Origin of the sequence: Ensifer sp. 1H6 (assembly GCF_001976035.1) — a bacterium.
GTDB classification, from domain to species: domain Bacteria; phylum Pseudomonadota; class Alphaproteobacteria; order Rhizobiales; family Rhizobiaceae; genus Ensifer; species Ensifer canadensis.
This window is the reverse complement of the sequence record NZ_MOAI01000036.1, coordinates 19,787-39,163: the sequence shown is the minus strand read 5'-3', so window position 1 is coordinate 39,163 and position 19,377 is coordinate 19,787. Positions and strand designations below refer to the sequence as shown.

Annotated in this window: 18 protein-coding genes; 8 read left to right on the top strand and 10 right to left on the bottom strand. The window is 62.4% G+C overall.

Features of this window, described 5'->3' with window-relative positions; all coding sequences use genetic code 11:
- Positions 1–28: 28 nt before the first annotated feature.
- From BKP54_RS29860 to BKP54_RS29840, 5 genes are all read right to left on the bottom strand, one after another.
- The gene (locus tag BKP54_RS29860) at positions 29–877 is read right to left on the bottom strand and encodes a sugar phosphate isomerase/epimerase (protein ID WP_025428448.1); all 849 of its coding nucleotides are present in this window, start codon (positions 875–877) and stop codon (positions 29–31) included.
- A gap of 2 nt (positions 878–879) precedes the next feature.
- A complete protein-coding gene (locus BKP54_RS29855) occupies positions 880–1,878 on the bottom strand; it encodes an ABC transporter permease (RefSeq protein WP_025428447.1) in 999 nt (332 codons plus the stop codon).
- Positions 1,875–2,876, bottom strand: coding sequence for an ABC transporter permease (locus BKP54_RS29850; RefSeq protein ID WP_025428446.1), 1,002 nt, complete (start codon positions 2,874–2,876; stop codon positions 1,875–1,877). Before BKP54_RS29850 ends, BKP54_RS29855 begins: the two co-directional genes overlap by 4 nt.
- Positions 2,869–4,383, bottom strand: a complete 1,515-nt coding sequence (locus BKP54_RS29845; RefSeq protein WP_025428445.1) for a sugar ABC transporter ATP-binding protein — start codon at positions 4,381–4,383, stop codon at positions 2,869–2,871. The genes BKP54_RS29850 and BKP54_RS29845 overlap by 8 nt, the downstream gene beginning before the upstream one ends.
- 183 nt (positions 4,384–4,566) lie before the next feature.
- Positions 4,567–5,559: an autoinducer 2 ABC transporter substrate-binding protein gene (locus tag BKP54_RS29840; RefSeq protein WP_025428444.1), complete on the bottom strand. Its 993-nt coding sequence runs from the start codon at positions 5,557–5,559 to the stop codon at positions 4,567–4,569.
- A 242-nt stretch (positions 5,560–5,801) separates the two neighbouring features.
- Between BKP54_RS29840 and BKP54_RS29835 the strand changes: the two genes are divergently transcribed.
- The 3 genes from BKP54_RS29835 (at position 5,802) to BKP54_RS29825 (ending at position 8,032) form a co-directional block, all read left to right on the top strand.
- Positions 5,802–6,860: a LacI family DNA-binding transcriptional regulator gene (locus BKP54_RS29835; protein ID WP_057208922.1), complete on the top strand. Its 1,059-nt coding sequence runs from the start codon at positions 5,802–5,804 to the stop codon at positions 6,858–6,860.
- An 89-nt stretch (positions 6,861–6,949) separates the two neighbouring features.
- On the top strand, positions 6,950–7,399 hold the full coding sequence (locus BKP54_RS29830; RefSeq protein WP_025428442.1) for an Lrp/AsnC family transcriptional regulator: 450 nt from the start codon (positions 6,950–6,952) through the stop codon (positions 7,397–7,399).
- Between the two features lie 3 nt (positions 7,400–7,402).
- Entirely contained in the window at positions 7,403–8,032 is a 630-nt protein-coding gene (locus BKP54_RS29825; RefSeq protein WP_025428441.1) for a LysE family transporter, read from the top strand.
- Between the two features lie 25 nt (positions 8,033–8,057).
- On the opposite strand, the gene BKP54_RS29820 is transcribed toward BKP54_RS29825, so the two are convergent.
- The 4 genes from BKP54_RS29820 to BKP54_RS29805 all read right to left on the bottom strand — a co-directional run bounded on the left by BKP54_RS29820 (position 8,058) and on the right by BKP54_RS29805 (position 11,680).
- The gene (locus tag BKP54_RS29820; protein WP_025428440.1) at positions 8,058–8,450 is read right to left on the bottom strand and encodes a GFA family protein; all 393 of its coding nucleotides are present in this window, start codon (positions 8,448–8,450) and stop codon (positions 8,058–8,060) included.
- Between the two features lie 144 nt (positions 8,451–8,594).
- Positions 8,595–9,599 (bottom strand): DUF535 family protein, encoded by a 1,005-nt coding sequence (locus BKP54_RS29815; RefSeq protein WP_234908102.1) that lies wholly within the window; start codon positions 9,597–9,599, stop codon positions 8,595–8,597.
- A 216-nt stretch (positions 9,600–9,815) separates the two neighbouring features.
- The gene (locus BKP54_RS29810; RefSeq protein ID WP_171521349.1) at positions 9,816–10,988 is read right to left on the bottom strand and encodes an ATP-binding protein; all 1,173 of its coding nucleotides are present in this window, start codon (positions 10,986–10,988) and stop codon (positions 9,816–9,818) included.
- Positions 10,985–11,680 (bottom strand): response regulator, encoded by a 696-nt coding sequence (locus tag BKP54_RS29805; protein WP_025428437.1) that lies wholly within the window; start codon positions 11,678–11,680, stop codon positions 10,985–10,987. Before BKP54_RS29805 ends, BKP54_RS29810 begins: the two co-directional genes overlap by 4 nt.
- 354 nt (positions 11,681–12,034) lie before the next feature.
- Between BKP54_RS29805 and fabZ the strand changes: the two genes are divergently transcribed.
- Positions 12,035–12,523, top strand: a complete 489-nt coding sequence (gene fabZ, locus BKP54_RS29800; RefSeq protein ID WP_025428436.1) for a 3-hydroxyacyl-ACP dehydratase FabZ — start codon at positions 12,035–12,037, stop codon at positions 12,521–12,523.
- Between the two features lie 277 nt (positions 12,524–12,800).
- Positions 12,801–13,598, top strand: a complete 798-nt coding sequence (locus BKP54_RS29795; RefSeq protein WP_057208920.1) for a phosphatase PAP2 family protein — start codon at positions 12,801–12,803, stop codon at positions 13,596–13,598.
- Positions 13,599–13,637: 39 nt separating this feature from the next.
- Here the strand turns inward: BKP54_RS29795 and BKP54_RS29790 are convergent, their stop codons facing one another.
- Complete coding sequence (locus BKP54_RS29790) at positions 13,638–14,639, bottom strand: substrate-binding domain-containing protein (RefSeq protein ID WP_025428434.1); 1,002 nt, start codon at positions 14,637–14,639, stop codon at positions 13,638–13,640.
- Positions 14,640–14,831: 192 nt separating this feature from the next.
- Between BKP54_RS29790 and BKP54_RS29785 the strand changes: the two genes are divergently transcribed.
- The 3 genes from BKP54_RS29785 to BKP54_RS29775 all read left to right on the top strand — a co-directional run bounded on the left by BKP54_RS29785 (position 14,832) and on the right by BKP54_RS29775 (position 19,292).
- Positions 14,832–15,860, top strand: a complete 1,029-nt coding sequence (locus tag BKP54_RS29785; protein ID WP_025428433.1) for an ABC transporter substrate-binding protein — start codon at positions 14,832–14,834, stop codon at positions 15,858–15,860.
- A gap of 136 nt (positions 15,861–15,996) precedes the next feature.
- Positions 15,997–18,234 carry an iron ABC transporter permease gene (locus BKP54_RS29780; RefSeq protein WP_057208918.1) on the top strand — a complete coding sequence of 746 codons (2,238 nt, stop codon included), beginning with the start codon at positions 15,997–15,999 and terminating at the stop codon, positions 18,232–18,234.
- Positions 18,231–19,292, top strand: a complete 1,062-nt coding sequence (locus BKP54_RS29775; protein WP_025428431.1) for an ABC transporter ATP-binding protein — start codon at positions 18,231–18,233, stop codon at positions 19,290–19,292. Before BKP54_RS29780 ends, BKP54_RS29775 begins: the two co-directional genes overlap by 4 nt.
- The last annotated feature ends 85 nt before the right edge of the window (positions 19,293–19,377 follow it).

Genomic DNA, 19,377 nt, shown 5'->3' with positions numbered 1-19,377 from the left:
TCCGGTTTAAACGAGGCCCGGAAACGCTCTAGATCAGCCCGTATTGCTTGGCCTTGTTGCGCAGGAACGGCAAGCCGTTGCCCATCACCTCTTCCTCGTCCCTGGCGACGGGGCGCCAGACGGCGAGGCCATAGGCGACTTCCGGCGGCATGTTGATGAAGCTCTCCATGGCAAGGCCACCCTTGAAGCCGATCGCCGCAAGCGTCGCAAAGATCTCGTCCCAGGCGCAATTGCCATAGCCCGGCGTGCCGCGATCGCTTTCGGATAGGTGGATGTATTTGATGTGCTCGCGCGCATCGAGAATGCCGGTGCCGATGCCCTTTTCCTCGATGTTCATGTGGTAGGTGTCGAGATGCACGAAGACATTGTCGGCGCCGACGCGCTTGATCATGTCGACGGCCTGCCTGCCGGTGTTGATCAGGTGGTTTTCGTAGCGGTTCACGGCCTCGACGCCGAGTTCGATGCCGCGCGATTTGGCGTGTTTTGCCGCCGCCGTCAGCACGCGGGCGATATTGTCGTATTCGGCTTCGGTCGGCGGTACGCCGGTACGCTCGCCGATGCCGCCATAGATGACGCCGGACAGCGCCTCGCCGCCGAGATCGGCCGTCTTGTCGATCGCGATCTTCAGGTGCTCGATCGCCGCATCTGGCCTGACGGAAGCCCAGGCGCGTTCAGGAAGACCGAGCGAGCAGACCGCGCGCAGCTTGTTCTTCTCCAGCAGCGCCTTGGTGTGGGCGGTGTCGACGGCCGGCGGATTGAGCATCGGGATCTCGATGAAATCCACCTTGTACTTGACCGCAGCTGCGACCGCACGCTCGGCACCGGGCCGGTCCCAATTCATGGTCCACATGCTCGTATGGACGCCAAAACCCTGCATGATCACGTTCCTTTTCTGACAAATGAAATCTTGAACTTGGAGGCGGCGAAGCGCAGCACCATGACGCCGACGAGCAGCAATCCCCAGACCGCCGTGGCGAGGTGCTGATTGGCGCCGATGAGATTAAGACCGGACGACAGCAGCTGCAGCACGACGAGCGCCACGAACACCGGAATGACCCGGCCGAAGCCGCCGAACGGATTGACGCCGCCGAGGAAACAGGCGAGCACGGTGATCAACAGATAGGATTCGCCATGGCCGATGCGCACCGAGTTGAACCGCGCCAGCATGATGATGCCGGCAATCGCACACATGGCGCCCGAGAGCGTGTAGACAAGCACGATCACCTTGCGGGTGTTGATACCGGAATAGCGCGTTGCCTCAAGGTTTGAGCCGATCATGTAGGTGTTGAAGCCGAGCCTGGTTCGGGTCAGCAGCACATGCCAGGCGAGCACGCAGACGATGAAGACGATCAACGGGACCGGTACGCCAGCGATCGAACCATGGCCGAGCGGCCCGATGAATGGGGGAAAACCCGAAACGTCTCCACCGCGCGTCAGAAATTCGCCGAGACCGCGCAGGAAGATCATCATCGACAACGAGACGAGGATCGGGTGTGCGCGGGTAAAGGCGATGACCAGGCCCATCACGACGCCGCTTGCGGCCCCGACTGTGACAGCGAGCACACAGCCGAGCGCAAAGGCACCGGCACCGGCATCCGCGCCACCGTTTGCCTGCAGCACCCAGGCAAGCGTCAGCCCGGCAATGTTGGCGGTGAAGGTTACGGCAAGGTTGAGGCCACCGGTCAGGATCGGCAGCAGCATCGCCAGGGTCAGCAACCCAAGTTCGGGCAGCTGGAACGCCACCGAGCCAAAGGTCGCGGCACTCAGAAACTGAGGCGACGCCAGGCCGAACACCAGGATGACGGCAACCAGCGCCAAGCCTGGGCCTGCCATCTCTGGTCCGATCCATGCCTTCAGGCGATCCGAAAACCTTGTCATCGGCGTGCACCTTTCTGGCTGGCGAAGGGCAGGAGCCGTTCGATGCTGGTGTTGGAAAGGGTGATGGCGATCAGGATGATGGCGCCGACGATCATCTTGAACGCAAAGGGGGAAACGCCCATCAGGTTCAGCCCGTTCTGGGTGATCGCGATCAAGAGCACACCGAGCACGCAGCCAAGCACCGAGCCCTTGCCGCCGCCGAGCCTTGCACCGCCGAGAACGACGGCAGCGAGGACATCGAGTTCGCGTCCGTAGAGCGCGTTCGGCACCACTTCCTGCGCATAGTGTGCCTGCACCAGCCCGCCGATGCCGGCCATCAGACCGAGCCAGCCGAAGGCGATGAACTGCATGGCACCGATGTTGATGCCGAAGCGGCGCGCGCCTTCCGGATTATCACCGAAGGCATAGAGCTGGCGACCGGTGGTCGTGCGCGTGATCAGCACCCAAGTGGCGATGACGCACAGCACCATTACCAGCACCGGAAGGGTGATCTCGATCCAACTGCCGTCGGCCATTTCATGCTCGAAGAGCACGACGCGATCCGTCAGCCATTCCGGCAGGTCGTAGATCGAAACGCCCTTGGTGAAGAACATCAGCAGGCCGAAGTAGATATTGAAGGTCGAGATCGTCGCGACGATCGAAATGATGCGGAAACGGTGGATCAGCAGCGCATTGATGGCGCCAAGGCATATGCCGATCGATCCGGCGATGATCAGGCCGGAGATCCAGCCGCCGCCGCCGATCCAGCCAAGCGCGATCGCCGTACCGTACTGCACCACCGAGGCGGCAACAGCGAAGGAGATGTCGATGCCGCCGGCGATGAGCACGACCAGCAGGCCGACGGCAAAGATGATGTTGACCGAACTGGTGTTCAGGAGATCGAAGGCGTTGCCGAGCGAGAAGAAATTGGCCGTCGCCAACGACAGCACCGTGCAGATGACGGCGATGACGGCGAGCAGCGCGACTTCCGTCGCGTGGGTGCGGGCGAAACTATGCATAGACCGCCCCCTCGATTTCGGCGAGCGGAACGCTGCGGGGATCATAGCTGCCGACGATGCGACCCTGCGCCATGTGCAGGACGCGGTCCGCGTTGAAATAGACCTCCGGAACCTCGTCGGAGATCAGAATGATCGCGAGCCCCGTCTCTGCGAGCTTGGCGACGATGTCGAAGATGCCGGCGCGTGCGCCGACGTCGACGCCGACGGTGGGCGCGTCGAGGATGAGCAGCTTCGGATCGGTCGCCAGCCATTTGGCGATGGCGATACGCTGCTGATTGCCGCCTGACAGCGTCGAGATCGCGTCGCCTTGCAGGCCGATCTTGACGCCGAGATCGGCAATCCAGCCGGCGACGAGCTTGCGCTTGCGCTCATCCGAAAGAAAGCCGCCCGAAACGATCTTGCCGAGCGAGCTGATGACGAGATTGTCGGCGATCGACTGCGGCTGGATGAGGCCGAGCGACAGCCGGTCTTCGGAGAGATAGGCGACGCCCGCCTTGATGGCATCGCGATTGGAGGCGAAACGGACCGGCTTGCCCTCGAGCGTAATCGTACCGACCACCGGTTGCAGCATGCCGAAGAGCGTCTGCGCGAGTTCGGTTCGACCGGCGCCGAGAAGACCGGTAATCCCCAGCGTCTCACCGCGCCTGACGGTCAGCGATATGTCATCAAACTGGCCGGGGCGGCTCAGGCCCTTTACCTCCAGCACGACGGGCTGATCCTGCCCGGATTTGGCGCGGACCTGCTGGTCGAAGGTCTTGCCGGTCATCAGTTCGGTGATGCGCGATTGCGTCATGCCGGCGGCGGGATAGACGCCGACCAGCGCACCGTCGCGCAGCACGGTGATGCGGCTTGAAATTTCCAGCACTTCCGCAAGGCGGTGGCTGACGAAGACGACGGCGACGCCGGAGGCCGAAAGGCCACGAACGATGTCGAGCAGATGATCGGTCTCCGACTGGGTCAGCGATGCGGTCGGTTCATCCATGAAGACGAGCTTCGCTTCGCCGACGAGCGCGCGGGCAATCGCCACGATCTGGCGCTGGGCAATCGCATATTCCTTGAGCGGCAGGTCGACGTCGAGCGTGATGCCGAGGCGCTCAAGCGCATCCGTCGCGATCTTGCGCATGCGGCCATAATCGACCAGCTTCGGCCAGCGGCCGAGAACGGTCTGGAAGGCGATGTTTTCAGCGACGCTCATTTCGGGGAAAAGCGCCAGGTCCTGCCAGATGACCTGAATGCCGCGATCCTGAGCGGTCACCGGCGACATGTGCGAATAGGTCTCGCCGTCATATTCGATCGAGGCGCCTTCGGCCGGGCGGTAGACGCCGGTAATGATCTTGATCAGGGTGCTCTTGCCGCAACCGTTTTCGCCCGCGAGGCAATGGACCTCGCCCGGACGAACGTCGAAGCTCACATTTTTGAGCGCTTTGACGCCACCGAAAGTCATGTTGATGTCGTGCAGGGACAGAAGCGGCATTTCGCTGCCTCCCGCGGTCGCAAGCTGATGCATGAACGTGTGCCCCGAATACCGTTTTGAAGGGACGTGCCAGGCCGGCCGAAGCCGGCCCAGCAGCCGGGAGAACCCACTGCATGTTTCCTTAAATCGCTGCTGATCTAGGGATAAAACATGCAACAATTCATAGCGTTACAGCGGTCTTTGCGCGTCCAATAGGACGTGCGACGCTGTAGCGGGTCAGAGACCCATGGCCGCAAGGTCCGCGACTGTATCCTTGTTGATCGGCACGAGCTGATCGACGATGATGTTGTGGTTCTCGAAGTCCGGCTTGACCTTGCCGAGACCTTCGATCTCGTCGCCGTCCTTGACTTCCTCACCCTTCATCAGCTTGTCGGCGAGCGTCACGAACACTTCGCCCGCCTGCTTCGGATTCCACATGAAGCCGCCGGAGATCGCGTCCGACTTCACCAGCTTCTGCCCCTGGCCCGGCGAGAACGGGCCGAGCACGAAGATCTCGCCGACCTTGCGGCGCTCTTCCACGGCGCGGCCTGCCCCGATCGGTCCCTGGCTGCCGAAGGCAAGAAAGCCCTTGAGGTCCGGATGGGCGGAAATCAGGTCGAGCGCGGTCGAGCGGCTCTTGTCGACGTCTTCGGCAACGCCGTAGCGTTCGCCGACCAGCGTCATATCCGGGTGGTTCTTCTTGATGTAGGCAATCGCTGCATCGGCCCAGGCATTGTGCAGCGGCACGGTCAGCGAGCCGACGAAGACGGCATATTCGCCCTTGCCGCCCATCTTCTCGGCGAGCAGCTTGCCATGCGCTTCGCCGAAGCCGGTCGAGGACGCCAGCTCGAAATCCCAGTCGGCGCCCTTCTGGCTCGGCGATTCATGCGTAATGACGATGATGCCCTTTTCCTTCGCCTTGGTCAGAACCGGCTCCAGAACCTTGGCATCGTTGGGCACGACGCCGATGACCTTCACGCCCTGGGCGATCAGATCCTCGATGGCGCGTACCTGCAGCGCCGGGTCGGCGCTCGTCGGGCCGACCATGAAGGCGTCGATGCCGAGCTTTTGGCCACGTTCCTTGATACCGGCCTCCATGGCGTTGAACCACGGAATACCGCCAATCTTGACCACGACGCCGACCTTTCCGGCGTCCTGAGCGAATGCGGCAGCCGCACCGGCAAGCGACAGCGATGTCGCCAGGGCGGCGACCAGAATTTTCTTGATCATGTCTCTCCTCCACTCGCCCCCATAGGGGACACGCCCGGCTGCAAAAGCGCCGGCCTCCAGTTTCAAATCGCAACTGGCTGGGAACGAATTCCCGCCTCCCTGATCGCCGCCTCCTCAGACGACACCATCGCATGCACAATCGATATTTCTTGTTTGCACAATCGATGGTGCAAAGACTATTGTGCAGACTTAATCTTTCGTCAAGGGGAAATCGGCACTAAGACGATGAGGGAGGCACGTGGATGACGAAGAGCAGCAAGAAGAAGGCGACGATCTACGACTTGTCGGTGCTATCAGGCAGTTCGCCTTCAACCGTGAGTGCGGTTCTGAATGGAACCTGGCAGAAGCGGCGGATCAAGGAGAGCACGGCGGCGCTGATCCGCGACCTGGCCGAAACCCACCAATACACCGCCAACCGCCAGGCACGCGGCCTGCGCAGTTCGCGCTCGGGCCTCATCGGCCTGCTGCTGCCCGTCCATGACAACCGTTACTTCTCTTCGATGGCGCAGACCTTCGAAGCGCATGTCAGAAGCAAGGGACAATGCCCGATCGTCGTCAGCGCCAGTCGCGACCCGGAAGAAGAGCGCCGGACTGCAGAGACGCTGATCTCCTACTCGATCGACGAGCTATTCATCTGCGGAGCGACAGACCCGGACGGCGTGCACGAAGTCTGCGAGACCGTGGGCCTGAAGCATATCAATATCGACCTACCCGGCACCAAGGTTCCGTCCGTCATCAGCGACAACTACGAAGGCGGCCGGATGCTGACCGAGGCGATCATCCGCCATTTCCCGGCGGATCAGCCACTGCGGCCGGATGAGCTCTACCTCTTCGGTGGCCGCGACGACCACGCCAGCCGTGAGCGCATCCGTGGCTTCCGCGCCGTCAAACGCGAGCTGTTGGGAGAGGATCCGGACGGCTGCATCCAGCCGACAGGCTACGCTCCCAACAATGCCAGGCTCGCCTTCGAAGCCTTCTACGAAAAACACGGCAAGCTGCCGCGCGCCCTGTTCGTCAACTCCTCGATCAACTTCGAGGGCCTGTTGCGTTTCATGGCCGGTCATCCGCACGAGAACTTCGCCGACCTCACCGTCGGCTGCTATGACTACGACCCCTTCGCGTCCTTCCTGCCCTTCCCGGTCATCATGATCCGGCAGGACGTCGAAGGCATGATCGCCAAGGCGTTCGAGGTCATCGAAGAAGGGCGGCCCCAGCCACGCATTCACCTGATCAGCCCCGAGCTGGTCCAACCGCGCACGGCGCTCACTGGCCCGCTCGATGCCCTCAAGGACATCGACTGAGCTACGATCTCCGTTGATTTTTCGGCTGCGCAATATTTCCACCGATGATTTTTCTGTACATCTATTCTATTTCCACGTATTCATTGGATATGGACGAAATAGACAGAAAAATCATTGGAATTCTCGCGCAGGACGCCCGCCGGTCTTTGACCGACATTGGTGCTGCGGTCGAGCTTTCGCCCTCCTCGGTCAACGAACGTATCCGCCGGCTCGTCACTAGCGGGGTGATCCGCCGCTTCACCATCGACGCCGACCATAGCGCGCTCGGGCTCGACGTGCTCGCCTATGTCTGGGTCGGACTATCCCCCGATGCGGATGAAGCCGCGTTTCGCACCTTCATGGCCGATCACCCTTGCGTGGCGGAGTGCCATCACGTCACCGGCGCCTGGTCCTATTGCGTCAAGGTACGCATGCCATCGCTCGGCGATATCGAGCCCTTCCTGGCAGAGCTCAAGCACCGCCGCTTCCTGGCTCGTAGCGAGACGGTGATTGCCTTGTCGACTGTAAGGGAAACCCAGTTCACCAGCCCGGAGCGCTGATCCATGTCTGCATTGCTGTTTGGAAAAGGCCTGTTGCTCGGCCTGGCCATTGCTGCCCCGCTCGGCCCGATCGGTGTGCTATGCATCAACCGCACGCTCGAGCGCGGCTTCTGGGCCGGTGTCGCCGGCGGCTTGGGCACGGCGCTTGCTGACGCCAGCTATGCGCTGCTAGCGGCCGCCGGCTTTGCTGCCTTTGCGACCCTGCTCGCCACGGTATCGACACCGCTCAGCCTGCTCGGCGGCGCCTTCATGATTTGGCTTGGCTGGCGTGGGCTTCAACCGAGCCCGGTCACAGCCGCGGCCCAGGTCGGTGCGCGCGACCTCATCCAGACAACCGCGGCGACCTTCGCGCTGACGATCGCCAATCCGCTGACGATCCTGTCCTTTGCCGCGTTCTTCGCCGTCCTCGGCCTGGCGAAAGCCGGTGGGCTTGCGAACGCCGCCATCGTCGTTGCCGGCGTATTCCTCGGTTCACTCGCCTGGTGGATGCTTTTGAGCGGCGGGATCGCCCTTGCCCGGCAACGCCTGCCCGACCGTTTTGTCAGCTGGGTCTCACGCCTTTCGGGTATCGTCCTGATTGCCTTCGGTGCGATAGCCATCGGATCGGTCGTTGTGAACCTCGCCTCAGATTAAGAGCTACGCCAACAGCTGTCGGCGGCTATCCGGCTGTCGGCTTAACGCATTCGACATGCCACCATTTCGGTCGTCCGCCGCGGTAGCTATGCGAGACCGGGATCAGATCAATGGCACCGGTCTTGTCGAAACAGCCGAGCACCAATGCCACGACGGGTGCGTCATCGAGCGCACCGATCGTGCTCCCGCACGTGGCGCAGAAGGCGCGACTGGAATAGTCCGAGGAGCGATAGGTCGAGGGCGCACCGCCCGGCCCGATCCAGGCAACAGCTTCCGTTGGGAATTCAACCCAGGCGACGGTCAGTGCACCCGAATGCCGCTGGCACAGTTTGCAGGAGCACGTGTGCGGCTTTCCAGCCGGCCCCTGCGCCTCAAAACGGATCGCCCCGCAAAGGCATCCACCAGTATGTGGTTTCATCCTCTTGGTCACGGCTCTTGTCACTCTTTACCCTCAGTTGCAGTTTCGATTCGCACAACATAGCGTGCAGCACGCAACTTGGCGTAGCGCTGTATTGACACACTCCGTCAGAGGTCCAGGAAAAGAGCAGTCATGCGCCGGCGGTCAGTAGAACCACGCGCCGATGTCGCGAAACGCACGTTTGCTCTGGTCGCGCCTGTTTCCGCCTTGCGCGGCCTGGCCCTCGCCGGTCGGAAGACTGAAGCCGAACGGATCAGACGGCTCGCCTCCCCTGTCGCGCCAATAGGCATCGAGATCGGCCATCATCATCCGGCGGCGTTTGCGCCGCCTGCGATTGATCACATGCCTTTCGTTGGAGACGGCATAGACGTGCGGAGCGTTGCCCTCGGAGGCGAGCCCCTGAAGCGTCAGCAAAACGGCGTCCTTGGGCCGCAAACCACCAAGATCGCGGGTCGCGGTAATCAACGCACGTTTCGCATCGCCTCCGCGCGGCCCCTGCATACCGCCGATCGCCAGGCTATAGGCGCCTTCACCGCAGCGCACGAAGGCAAAACTGACGGTACACAGCGCATAGCGATCGCTTTGCCGGCTGAGCCTGATCGCAAAGGCGCCCTCATGGCGGCCGCCGCAGTGGTCGGCCAGCAGCAACTGGATGCGATAGTTTTCGTCGCGCCCGCCAACGGTGCCCATTTCCATCGGTGTGCCGCGCCAAAGCGCCATCAGCGAGCGGCGGGACAGGACTTCGCTCGCCACATCGAAGTGGTCCATCAACAGTTCAAGACGCCGCCGCGAGGACGCGCCATGCAGCAGAAAGGTCGGGACCGACTTGCGGATGAGATCGTCATGCGGAAGCCCCAATTTGTAGCGATCGCCGAACGCGCCGAGAAAGGCGAGCCAGCGCGTCGTCAGCACCGGCTGAAGCAAAAGGCGCATCGAGAACACGGCCGCTCGCTTCAACGTGAGCCGCCCGCCGAGTTTGAGGACCTGCCACAGGATCTGCCGGCCCGAGCGACCGCGCTCCGGCATATTGGCGGCAGCGACAAAGCCCACCGATGGCGGCAGGGCCTCTACTGTGTCACCGCCATCTAAGGGGAGCGATGGCAAACCCGATCGAGCGCTGTATTCCTGCAAACGACCTTCCAGGGACATGATGCAATTCCTTGAAAGCAAATGCTTGTCCAAGCATCGCCGGGATATCCGGCGCCGCTGGGTTTGCCTTCTGTTTGTCAAGGGAATGCGGAGATGTGATCGGGAATTGAGCGCCGTTTGTGGCGCATCCATCTCCGCGTGCAAATCGCCGCTCGGCTTTCGCCGAACGCTGCACAGGACCTGACCCGGCCCTATTCAAGGTCATTCTGATAGTGATCAGGCGGCGCTTTCGCGCGGCAGCATTATGGTGATCATCGCTCCGCCGCCGGGGCGCGCTGCGAACTCCAGCCGGCCGCCGTGGGCCTTGGCAATCGCCTGCACGACGGAGAGGCCAAGGCCTGTTCCGCCGGTTGCTCGCGATCGTGACGCATCGCCGCGCCAGAACAGGTCGATCGAATGGGTCGACACGTCGTCCGGGAGCCCTGGCCCGCGATCGAGCACGCGGATGAAGGCTTCATCGGCTCCACGCGCACCGGTTTCGCAGCGAAGCACGCCACCGGAGGCCGCATAGCGGCAGGCATTTTCGACGAGCGCGAGCAGGGCCTGGCGCAGGCGCTGGGAATCGCCCGACACGACCGCTGGTTCGAGCGCTGCCTCAAGCGAGAGGCCTGCGGATGCCAGAATGGTGCGGGAGGCGCCGAGCACCTGTGTCGCCTCGGCAGAAAGATCGACGGCGCTGAGCTGGGTGACCAGCTTCTGGCCCGCCGCCAGCGAGAGTGTGCGCAGATCCTCGACCAGGGCGGACAACCCTTCCACCTGCACGAGGAGCTGCCGCACACGCTCCTGTTCCAGCGGAAAGACCCCGTCGGCCATGCCCTGCAGATTGCCCTGCAATATCGTCAGCGGTGTGCGCAGTTCGTGGGCGACGGCCATCGTGTTGAAGCGCAGACGGCTTTCCATGCTTTCAAGTTCCGCCGCAAGTTCATCGAAAGTCCTGATCAACGTCGCCACTTCCTTCGCCCCCTTCCGCACGGATCCAACACGGACTGCGAAATCGCCCGCGCGCAGATCCTCGGTTGCCTGCGCGAGCAATTCCAATGGGCGGCTGATTTTGCGGGCAAGCCAATAGCCGATCAGGCTGCAGGTTGCCGCAGCGATGACACCGAACGTGATGATCGACAGGTCGATCTCGTTGTTGCCCCATTCCTCAATCTGCGGGATGTTGGTGACGAGCGACCGAAGGTGCTCCTCCTGAGGCATGCGGCCGGCATTGAGGTCGGTATATGCCTGGGCCGCGCCAGACGGCATCCGCTTGAGCATCCGCTCCTCAAGGTCCGACTCGACCCACATGACCCCGAAATAGACGATACAAACACTGACCACGAGCAGGACCGCCTGAAGCATGGCGGTGAGAACGCTGAGCGGCAGCCGCGACATTCTGATTTTCATCTCGGCTCCACGAACCGGTAGCCGACGCCGCGAACCGCGGTGAAGAATCCGCAGGCTCCGAGATCCTCAAGCTTGCGCCGAAGGTTGGCGACGTGGGTATCGACGGTGCGCGCCAGCGCGTCACTATCCGGAAGGCAGGCGTCGAGTATGTCGGCCCGATCAAAGGCGTGCGTCGGGCGGCGGATCATGTGGGCCAGGATACGGAACTCGCTGAGCGTCAGCGGCAGGGACCGGCGCTTGCCGCTGTCGTCGATAAAGGCGGCATGGGCGTCGAGGTCGACCTCGACGTTTTCGAAGCGCAATATCGTGGCGCCGGCGCCGTTTCGCGTCCGCCGCAGCACCGCATTGACGCGAGCCACGACCTCCTGCGGATTGAACGGCTTGACGACATAGTCGTCGGCGCCGAGCCTAAGGCCAGCCAGTCGATCGAGATCCTCGGCAAGGGCCGTCACCATGATCGTTGGAGTGTTGCTCTCGCGACGGATGCGCGCCAGCACTTCGAAACCGTCGAGCCGCGGGATGCGCACGTCGAGAAGAATGAGATCGGGCGAAAGCACGGAATGGTGGGTAAGCGCGGTTTCACCATCCGCGGCACGCACAGTCCTGAAGCCATCGCGCACGAGATAGGCATCGAGGATCTGCGCGATCTCCGGTTCGTCCTCGACCAAAAGGATGAGCCCCTTGTCGACCATCTGCAAATTCCTCGCGCATGTGTTGTGGTCTCGAACTTATGGGACGAAAAAATCCGGCATGCAATTCATCCGAGCAGTGCTCGACAGCATCACAGAGCGTTCCGCATCAAGCGTTCTTCGTTTCTCCGCCATTTCTTGACAAATCGAACAGAGTGTCCCCGCCGACGCCCCCGGACCATAGCTGTCGAGCACGGTGCATGTGCCGGTAACGCTAACTTGCGGCCCCATCCAACACGACCGATCGAAACTGCACACGCCTGGCTCGCTCATCCGGATCGGGCCGAATGGCGGACCGCCACCTCTTCTCGCATGGCCGGACGCGGGCCAACCATTAAAAACCACAAGGAAACTTTCATGCCTCTTGAAACGAACCATCTTACGTCGGCCGACATTGCCAGGATTCTGCAATGCATCCCGCATCGCTATCCATTCCTGCTCGTCGACAGGCTCGTCTCGATCCGTGGCGAAGAAAGCTGCGTAGGGATCAAGAATGTTTCGATCAACGAGCCGCAGTTTCAAGGGCATTTCCCCGGCAATCCGGTCTTTCCCGGAGCGCTCATCATCGAGGGCATGGCGCAGACGGCAGGCGTCATGTGTGCCGCCTCCAAGCTGGCGCAAGGGTTGACGCCCAAAATCATCTACATGCTGACGGTGGACAAGGCACGGTTCCGCAAGCCCGTCCGCCCTGGCGACGCCATCGCTTATCACATGACCAAGCTCGCCTATCGCCGCAATATCTGGCGTTACCGCGGCGAGGCCCTGGTCGACGGCGCGCTCGTTGCCGAGGCCGAGATTTCGGCATACCTGGAGACCGAAGGGAAGCAACCCGTGGCGGCGGCTTGAGCTTGCCATGACAGCCACGCGTGGCGATTCGATGGGTCGTCCGTTTCTTATCGATGCTTGCGTTAACCGCTTAGCAGTCACTTTGGCGCTCGCGGTGGCGCAGCCTTGCCCAGCGCCGCGTGGGGAGGAATGCCTGCCCCAGCGGCCCTAAGCACCACTTCGAATGGTTGATTTTCCGTGCGCTCCGAGCCTTCTCGAGTTCCCCGCCCTTCCTTGACAGACAACCGCAACTCTCCCGCTCGCACCTCCTCAGATTTTTTCATCGCGAGCATTCGGAATGTCCAGCTTCCTGCGATCCACCATCACACCTGCCGCCGGCCGCCGGTGGCAGGCTGCCAATCCCCAGACATGGCTTGCGCGATGCTACGCCTACGTCCAGGAACAGCCGGTCCAGGCAGCCGCATCGGCAACGATCTTCGTAGGCTTCATTTTCATGGCGTTTCCCGGCATCGATCTTGCCGTGTCTCGCTGGGCGGCGGCCGGTGACGCGGATTTTCCGCTATCGCGAGAACACGCGCTGCGTTTGCTGCGCGATTTCAACCGTCTGATCCCGATTTTGATCCTGCCTGCCGTAGCAGTCACGCTAGCCGTGCAGATGCGCGCGCCGCGCGCCTGGCTGCCACGCCCGCACAAAATGTTGTTTTTCCTGACCTTCTATGCGGCCGGCCCGGGCCTTGCCATCCAGCTTCTGAAAAGACTGGTCGGTCGCGCCCGCCCCTCCGAAATCATCGAGTTCGGCGGAACCCTGCCGTTTACGCCCGCCTGGCAGGTGTCCGGCGCCTGTTCGCGCAGTTGTTCGTTTGCCTCCGGCGAGGCGGCGACAGCAATTGCGTTGATTGCATTGGTGGTCTTTCTACCAACACGATGGCGCTTGACGACGATAATCGCCTTGATCCCCGTCGTGCTCGCCTTCTCGCTCAATCGCATCGCCTTCGGCGCCCATTTTCTCTCGGATGTTGTGCTCGCCTGGTTGCTGATGCTCTGGATCATGCTGTGGCTATGGTCGGCCTTTGCAGCCCACGGCACGCGCATCGATGCCGCTCTGACACGCGGCCGACGCCATCTCGAAACATGAGATCGGCGGCAGCCTCGCTGCCGGTCGGTTTCTGCTTACTCAGGCGCTGCGCACGGACCGGCGCCAGACGAAGGGGGCGTTGAGCCGCAGCGACTGCGATTGCCCGACATCATCACTCATCAGCCACGCGACCGCCGCTGCCGCGATCTCCTCGATCGGCTGGGCAAATGTCGTCAGGTCATAGGAGTTCCAGGCCGCCTGCGGAATGTCGTCGAAGCCGACGACGCAGAGATCGTCGGGGATCGACAGCGAAAACTGATGTCGGGCCGCGTCCATGAAGCCGAGAGCCACGAGATCGGTGACGCAGAAGACCGCATCCGGGCGCTCGCGGCGGGTCATCAGTCGCTGAGCGAGAACCTTGCCGCTTTCGTAACCCGTCGGGCCGAAGCGCTCGACGGTCACATCGAGCCCCTGCTCCCGCGCGGCGGCAACGAAGCCCACTTCGCGCGCCATGAGGCTTGGCGTTCCCGCCTCCGAATTGGCAAAGGCGAGACGGCGACAGCCAGCCCGCAGGAACGCCGTCACAACGCTCTGCGCCGTGTCGTCCTCGTCGAGGTTTATCCGGAGCGGTCCCTGATGCTCGTCGTTTCGATTGATCAGAACCAACCGCTGGCCATTCCTGACACAGAGGTCGACGAGCGACTTGTCCGGCATGCCGGACAGCACGATCGAGGCATCGGCCCGGTACCGGATCGCCTGCCGCAACGCCATATCGACACGTTCGTCGGAGCGGTCGGTGTTGACGAGCATCGCGATCTTGCCGGCGTTCTGCAGTTGCTGCGTCAGCGCCTTGATCAGCGCAGAACGATAAGGCGTGCCCATATCGGAAACGACGAGGCAGACGATGCCGCTTTCGTTGCGCATCAGTCCGCGGGCCAGATGATTGACGTGATAGCCGAGCACCTCGGCCGCTTCCATAACCTTGCGGCGTGTCTCCGGCGCAATGCTTGCACCCGCTGTAAACGCGCGTGAAACGGCGGACCGGGAAACGCCGGCCTTCCTTGCTACTTCCTCGGCACTGACGAATATCTTGTCGCTCATCGGGAACCAATCTTGCACGGCCTTGCAAACTTCTTGCAACAAATCGCAGACCTGTGCAAGCTCGATCAAACCCAACAGATTAAACTTTCCGCTTTTGTTTGGACTCGGATTGACAACATTCCAATCCATGTGACACCTTGCACGCGCTTGCATTACTGCGGTGTGGAGGCATCGCATCATTGGGAGGAAGTTATGAAAGCTGTATCCATTTCGGTTGCGCTCGCCGCAACCGGCCTAGCATTCGCGGCGTCTGAGGCGCAGGCGGCAGGCAGTCTTAATCTAATCTGCTCGGCGGACGTCGTCATTTGCGAGCAGATGACCGCCGATTTCGAGAAGGAAAGCGGGATCAAGGTCAACATGGTTCGCCTGTCTTCCGGCGAGACCTATGCCAAGGTTCGTGCCGAGGCACGCAACCCCAAGACCGATATCTGGTGGGCAGGCACCGGCGACCCGCATCTGCAGGCCGCATCCGACGGGCTGACGCTCGAATACAAGTCGCCAATGCTCGATCAGCTCCAGGATTGGGCAAAGAAGCAGGCCGAAGGCTCCGGCTATCGCACCGTCGGCGTCTATGCCGGCGCGCTCGGCTGGGGATACAACACCGAGATCTTCCAGAAGAAGGGCTTCAAGGAGCCGAAATGCTGGGCCGACCTGCTGGACGCGTCGCTGAAGGGCGAGATCCAGATGGCAAACCCCAACTCGTCGGGCACCGCCTATACGGCGCTTGCATCGCTGGTGCAGATCATGGGCGAAGACGAGGCGTTCGATTACCTGAAGAAGCTCAACGCCAACGTCGCGCAATACACCAAGTCCGGCTCGGCGCCGGTCAAGTCGGCCGCCCGCGGCGAAGCCGGCCTCGGCATCGTCTTCATGCATGATGCCGTCGCCCAGGCAGCCGAAGGCTTCCCGATCAAGGCGATCGCCCCTTGCGAAGGCACCGGCTACGAGATCGGTTCGATGTCGATCATCCGCGGCGCCAAGAACCTTGACAATGCCAAGGCGTGGTACGACTGGGCGCTGAAGGCAGACGTTCAGTCGCGCATGAAGGATGCCAAGTCCTTCCAGCTGCCGTCCAACAAGAGTGCGGAAGTGCCGAAGGAAGCACCCAAGTTCGAGGACATCAAGCTGATCGACTACGACTTCGCCACCTACGGCGATTCCGAAAAGCGCAAGGCGCTGCTTGAGCGCTGGGACCGCGACGTCGGCGCCAGCGCCAACTGACGCCATTCGGTTTACGATCGGCCGGATCGAACGATCCGGTCGATCACATCTCGAAAGACCGCAGGCGTTTCCGGCGGCCGAAAGCCGGCCCTGCAACAAATCGACATTCCAATATTGAAGAGACGCGAGGACCGTGATGGAACATCGCAACCGTAGGCTCGACCTCACACTCGGGCTCGGGCTGGCCGCATTCTTGGCTGTGCCCTGGTACCGCATCGAGGGAGGCTTCTTCGGGCTTGGCTGGCTTTCCGGCTTCCCCTCCGATGCTGCCGTGGCACCCGGCCTTGCGCAAATCTTTGCCCACGGGCGTTCATGGCTCGTCGTCGCGCTCGTCCTGCTCGGCATCTGCGCAGTTGCCCGGTTCGTCCGCGATCCGGCCCGCCGCGGCCTGGTGTTGGCGGTAGCCGGCGCGCTCGGCCTTCTCTTCATCGCTGCCCAGGGTCTGGCGATCGGCTTTACCGGTTGGACCTGGACGATCAGCGAAACCCTGTTCGGCCCGCTTGCCGACGGACAGCCCTCGATGGGCGCCGGCGCCGTTCTCGCCTCCCTCGCCTTCATCCTCATCTTCGCATTTGGGCTGGCGGAGCGCGGCGTCATGAAGGGCGATGCCTTCATCGTCGCCTCCATCGCGCTGCTCGTCTGCCTCGTCGTCGTCTTCGTCTTCTATCCCGTCGGCAGCATGTTTGCGGCTTCAGTCCAGGACTTCGACGGTTCGTTCAAACCTGACGGTTTCCTGCGCAACATCCAGGACGGCTCGATCTGGAGCCTTGGCTGCGTCACCGGGGGCGAGCGCTGCGGCGTCGCCTGGCGCACGCTGTGGCTGGCGCTGATGACCGCTTCCGGCTCGACGTTGCTCGGCCTTGCCTTCGCGCTCGTCGCAACCCGCACCCGCTTCCCTTTCAAGAAGGGCATGCGCATGCTGACGGTGCTGCCGATCATCACGCCGCCCTTCGTCATCGGCCTGGCGCTGACCCTGCTCTTCGGTCGCGCCGGCGTCATTACCGAGTTCCTGTCCGATGCTTTTGGCATCGAGCCGGGGCGCTGGCTCTATGGCCTCACCGGCATCTGGATCGCGCAGGTGCTGTCCTTCACCCCGATCTCGTTCCTGGTACTGATCGGCGTCGTCGAGGGCGTCAGCCCTTCGATGGAAGAGGCATCGCAGACGTTGCGGGCCGACCGCTGGCGGACATTCTGGAACGTCTCGCTTCCGCTGATGAAGCCGGGCCTCGCCAACGCCTTCCTGATCGGCTTTATCGAGAGCATGGCCGATTTCGGTAATCCGCTCGTGCTTGGCGGCAGCCATGGTGTGCTTTCGACGGAAATCTTCTTTGCCGTCGTCGGCGCGCAGAACGACCCGTCACGCGCCGCCGTGCTCGCGATCATCCTCTTGTGCTTCACTTTGTCGGCGTTCCTCGCCCAGCGCTATTGGCTGGCGGGCAAGAACTATTCCACCGTCACCGGCAAGGGCGATTCCGGCTCGCATATCGCTCTGCCCCGCTCGCTGTCGATCGGCGTCCACGCCGTGGTGATCCCGTGGATGATCTTCACGGTCGTGGTCTATGGCATGATCCTGTTTGGCGGCTTCGTGAAAACCTGGGGTCTCGATAACTCGCTGACGTTTGAGCACTATATCAAGGCCTTCTCGTTCTCGGTCACCGACGGCGTCATCGCCTGGACCGGCGTCGCCTGGAATTCATTCTGGACGACGATGGAAATCGCGCTGATCTCAGCGCCACTGACGGCCCTCGTCGGGCTGTTGACCGCCTACCTGATCGTCCGGCAGCGATTTGCCGGGCGGGATGTGTTCGAATTCGCCTTGATGTTGAGCTTTGCCATTCCCGGCACGGTCATCGGCATCAGCTACATCATCGCCTTCAACCTGCCGCCACTCGAAATGACCGGCACGGCACTGATCCTCGTTGCCTGCTTCGTCTTCCGCAACATGCCGGTGGGCGTACGCGGCGGCATCGCGGCGATGAGCCAGCTCGACAAAAGCCTGGACGAGGCATCGCTGACGCTCCGGGCAACCAGCTTCCGCACGCTGCGCAAGGTCATCCTGCCGCTCTTGCGTCCGGCGATCGTCGCCGCCCTCGTCTACTCCTTCGTCCGGGCGATCACGTCGATCAGCGCCGTCGTCTTCCTCGTCAGCGCCGAATACAACATGGCGACGTCCTATATCGTCGGCCTCGTCGAAAACGGCGAGTTCGGCGTGGCGATCGCCTATTCGTCGGCCCTCATCGTGGTGATGATCACTGTCATCACCGGCCTGCAACTGCTTGTCGGCGAGCGCAAGCTTCGGCGGGAGAACCGCGTCTTCGGCGCGGCTCCGGCCCGCGCTGCCACCAAGACCCTTTCCCAGGAGAACCCCGCATGAGCACCCCACGCACCGGCTCGGTCGTCTTCCAGAACGTGCGCAAGCAGTTCGGCGCCTTCACCGCCATCCACGATCTGTCGCTGACCATCGAACCCGGCACTCTCGTCACCCTGCTGGGGCCATCCGGCTGCGGCAAGACCACCACGCTGCGCATGCTCGCCGGCCTGGAGCATCCATCCGCCGGCCGGATCCTGATTGGCGGCAAGGACGTCACCATGCTACCGGCCAACGAGCGCGATGTGTCGATGGTGTTCCAGTCCTACGCGCTGTTCCCGCATATGACCTCGCTCGACAACGTCGCCTACGGCCTGGAATCCTCGGGCATGAAAAAGAAGGAGGCACGCGATCGGGCCGAGGAAGGCCTGAAGCTCGTCGGCCTCGGCGGCCTTGGCCAGCGGCTGCCGGCCGAATTGTCCGGTGGGCAGCAGCAGCGCGTCGCCGTCGCCCGCGCGCTGGTGCTCGAGCCGCAGGTGCTGCTGCTCGACGAACCGCTTTCCAACCTTGACGCGCGGCTGCGCCGGCGCGTCCGCACCGAAATCCGCGAGCTGCAACAACGGCTCGGCTTTACCGCCGTCTACGTCACGCACGACCAGGACGAGGCGCTTGCCGTCTCCGATAGGATCATCGTCATGAAGGATGGCGAGATCGCCCAGGAGGGGGCGCCGCGCGAACTCTACGAGGCGCCGGCATCGGCCTTCATCGCCGACTTCATGGGCGAGGCCAATGTGCTGCCTTGCGAGATCACCGCATCCGACGCCGGCCTTGCCACCATCCGTGTCGGCGGCCTCGAACACAGGCTGCCATCGCGCGATGCTCGGCCCGGCCCATCGAAGCTTGCCGTGCGCCCCAATGCCGTGACGCTGACGCCGGCGACTGGTGCAGCACTGCCCGGTACGATCAGTACCGCCGCCTATCTCGGCGGCCACATCGAGTATGAAGTTGAAACACAGAATGGATTGCTATTCGTGGTTGATGATGCGATCGAGGAGATGTTATCTCCCTCGACCGAAGTCGCCATCGGCTTCCGCAACCGCGGCCTTGCTTTGATTACTGCATAACTCCTTAAACCCGGGAACATTATGCAGCAAATTTAGAGCGTTACAGCATCTTTTGCGCGCCCAACTGACGCGCGCCTCTGTAGCG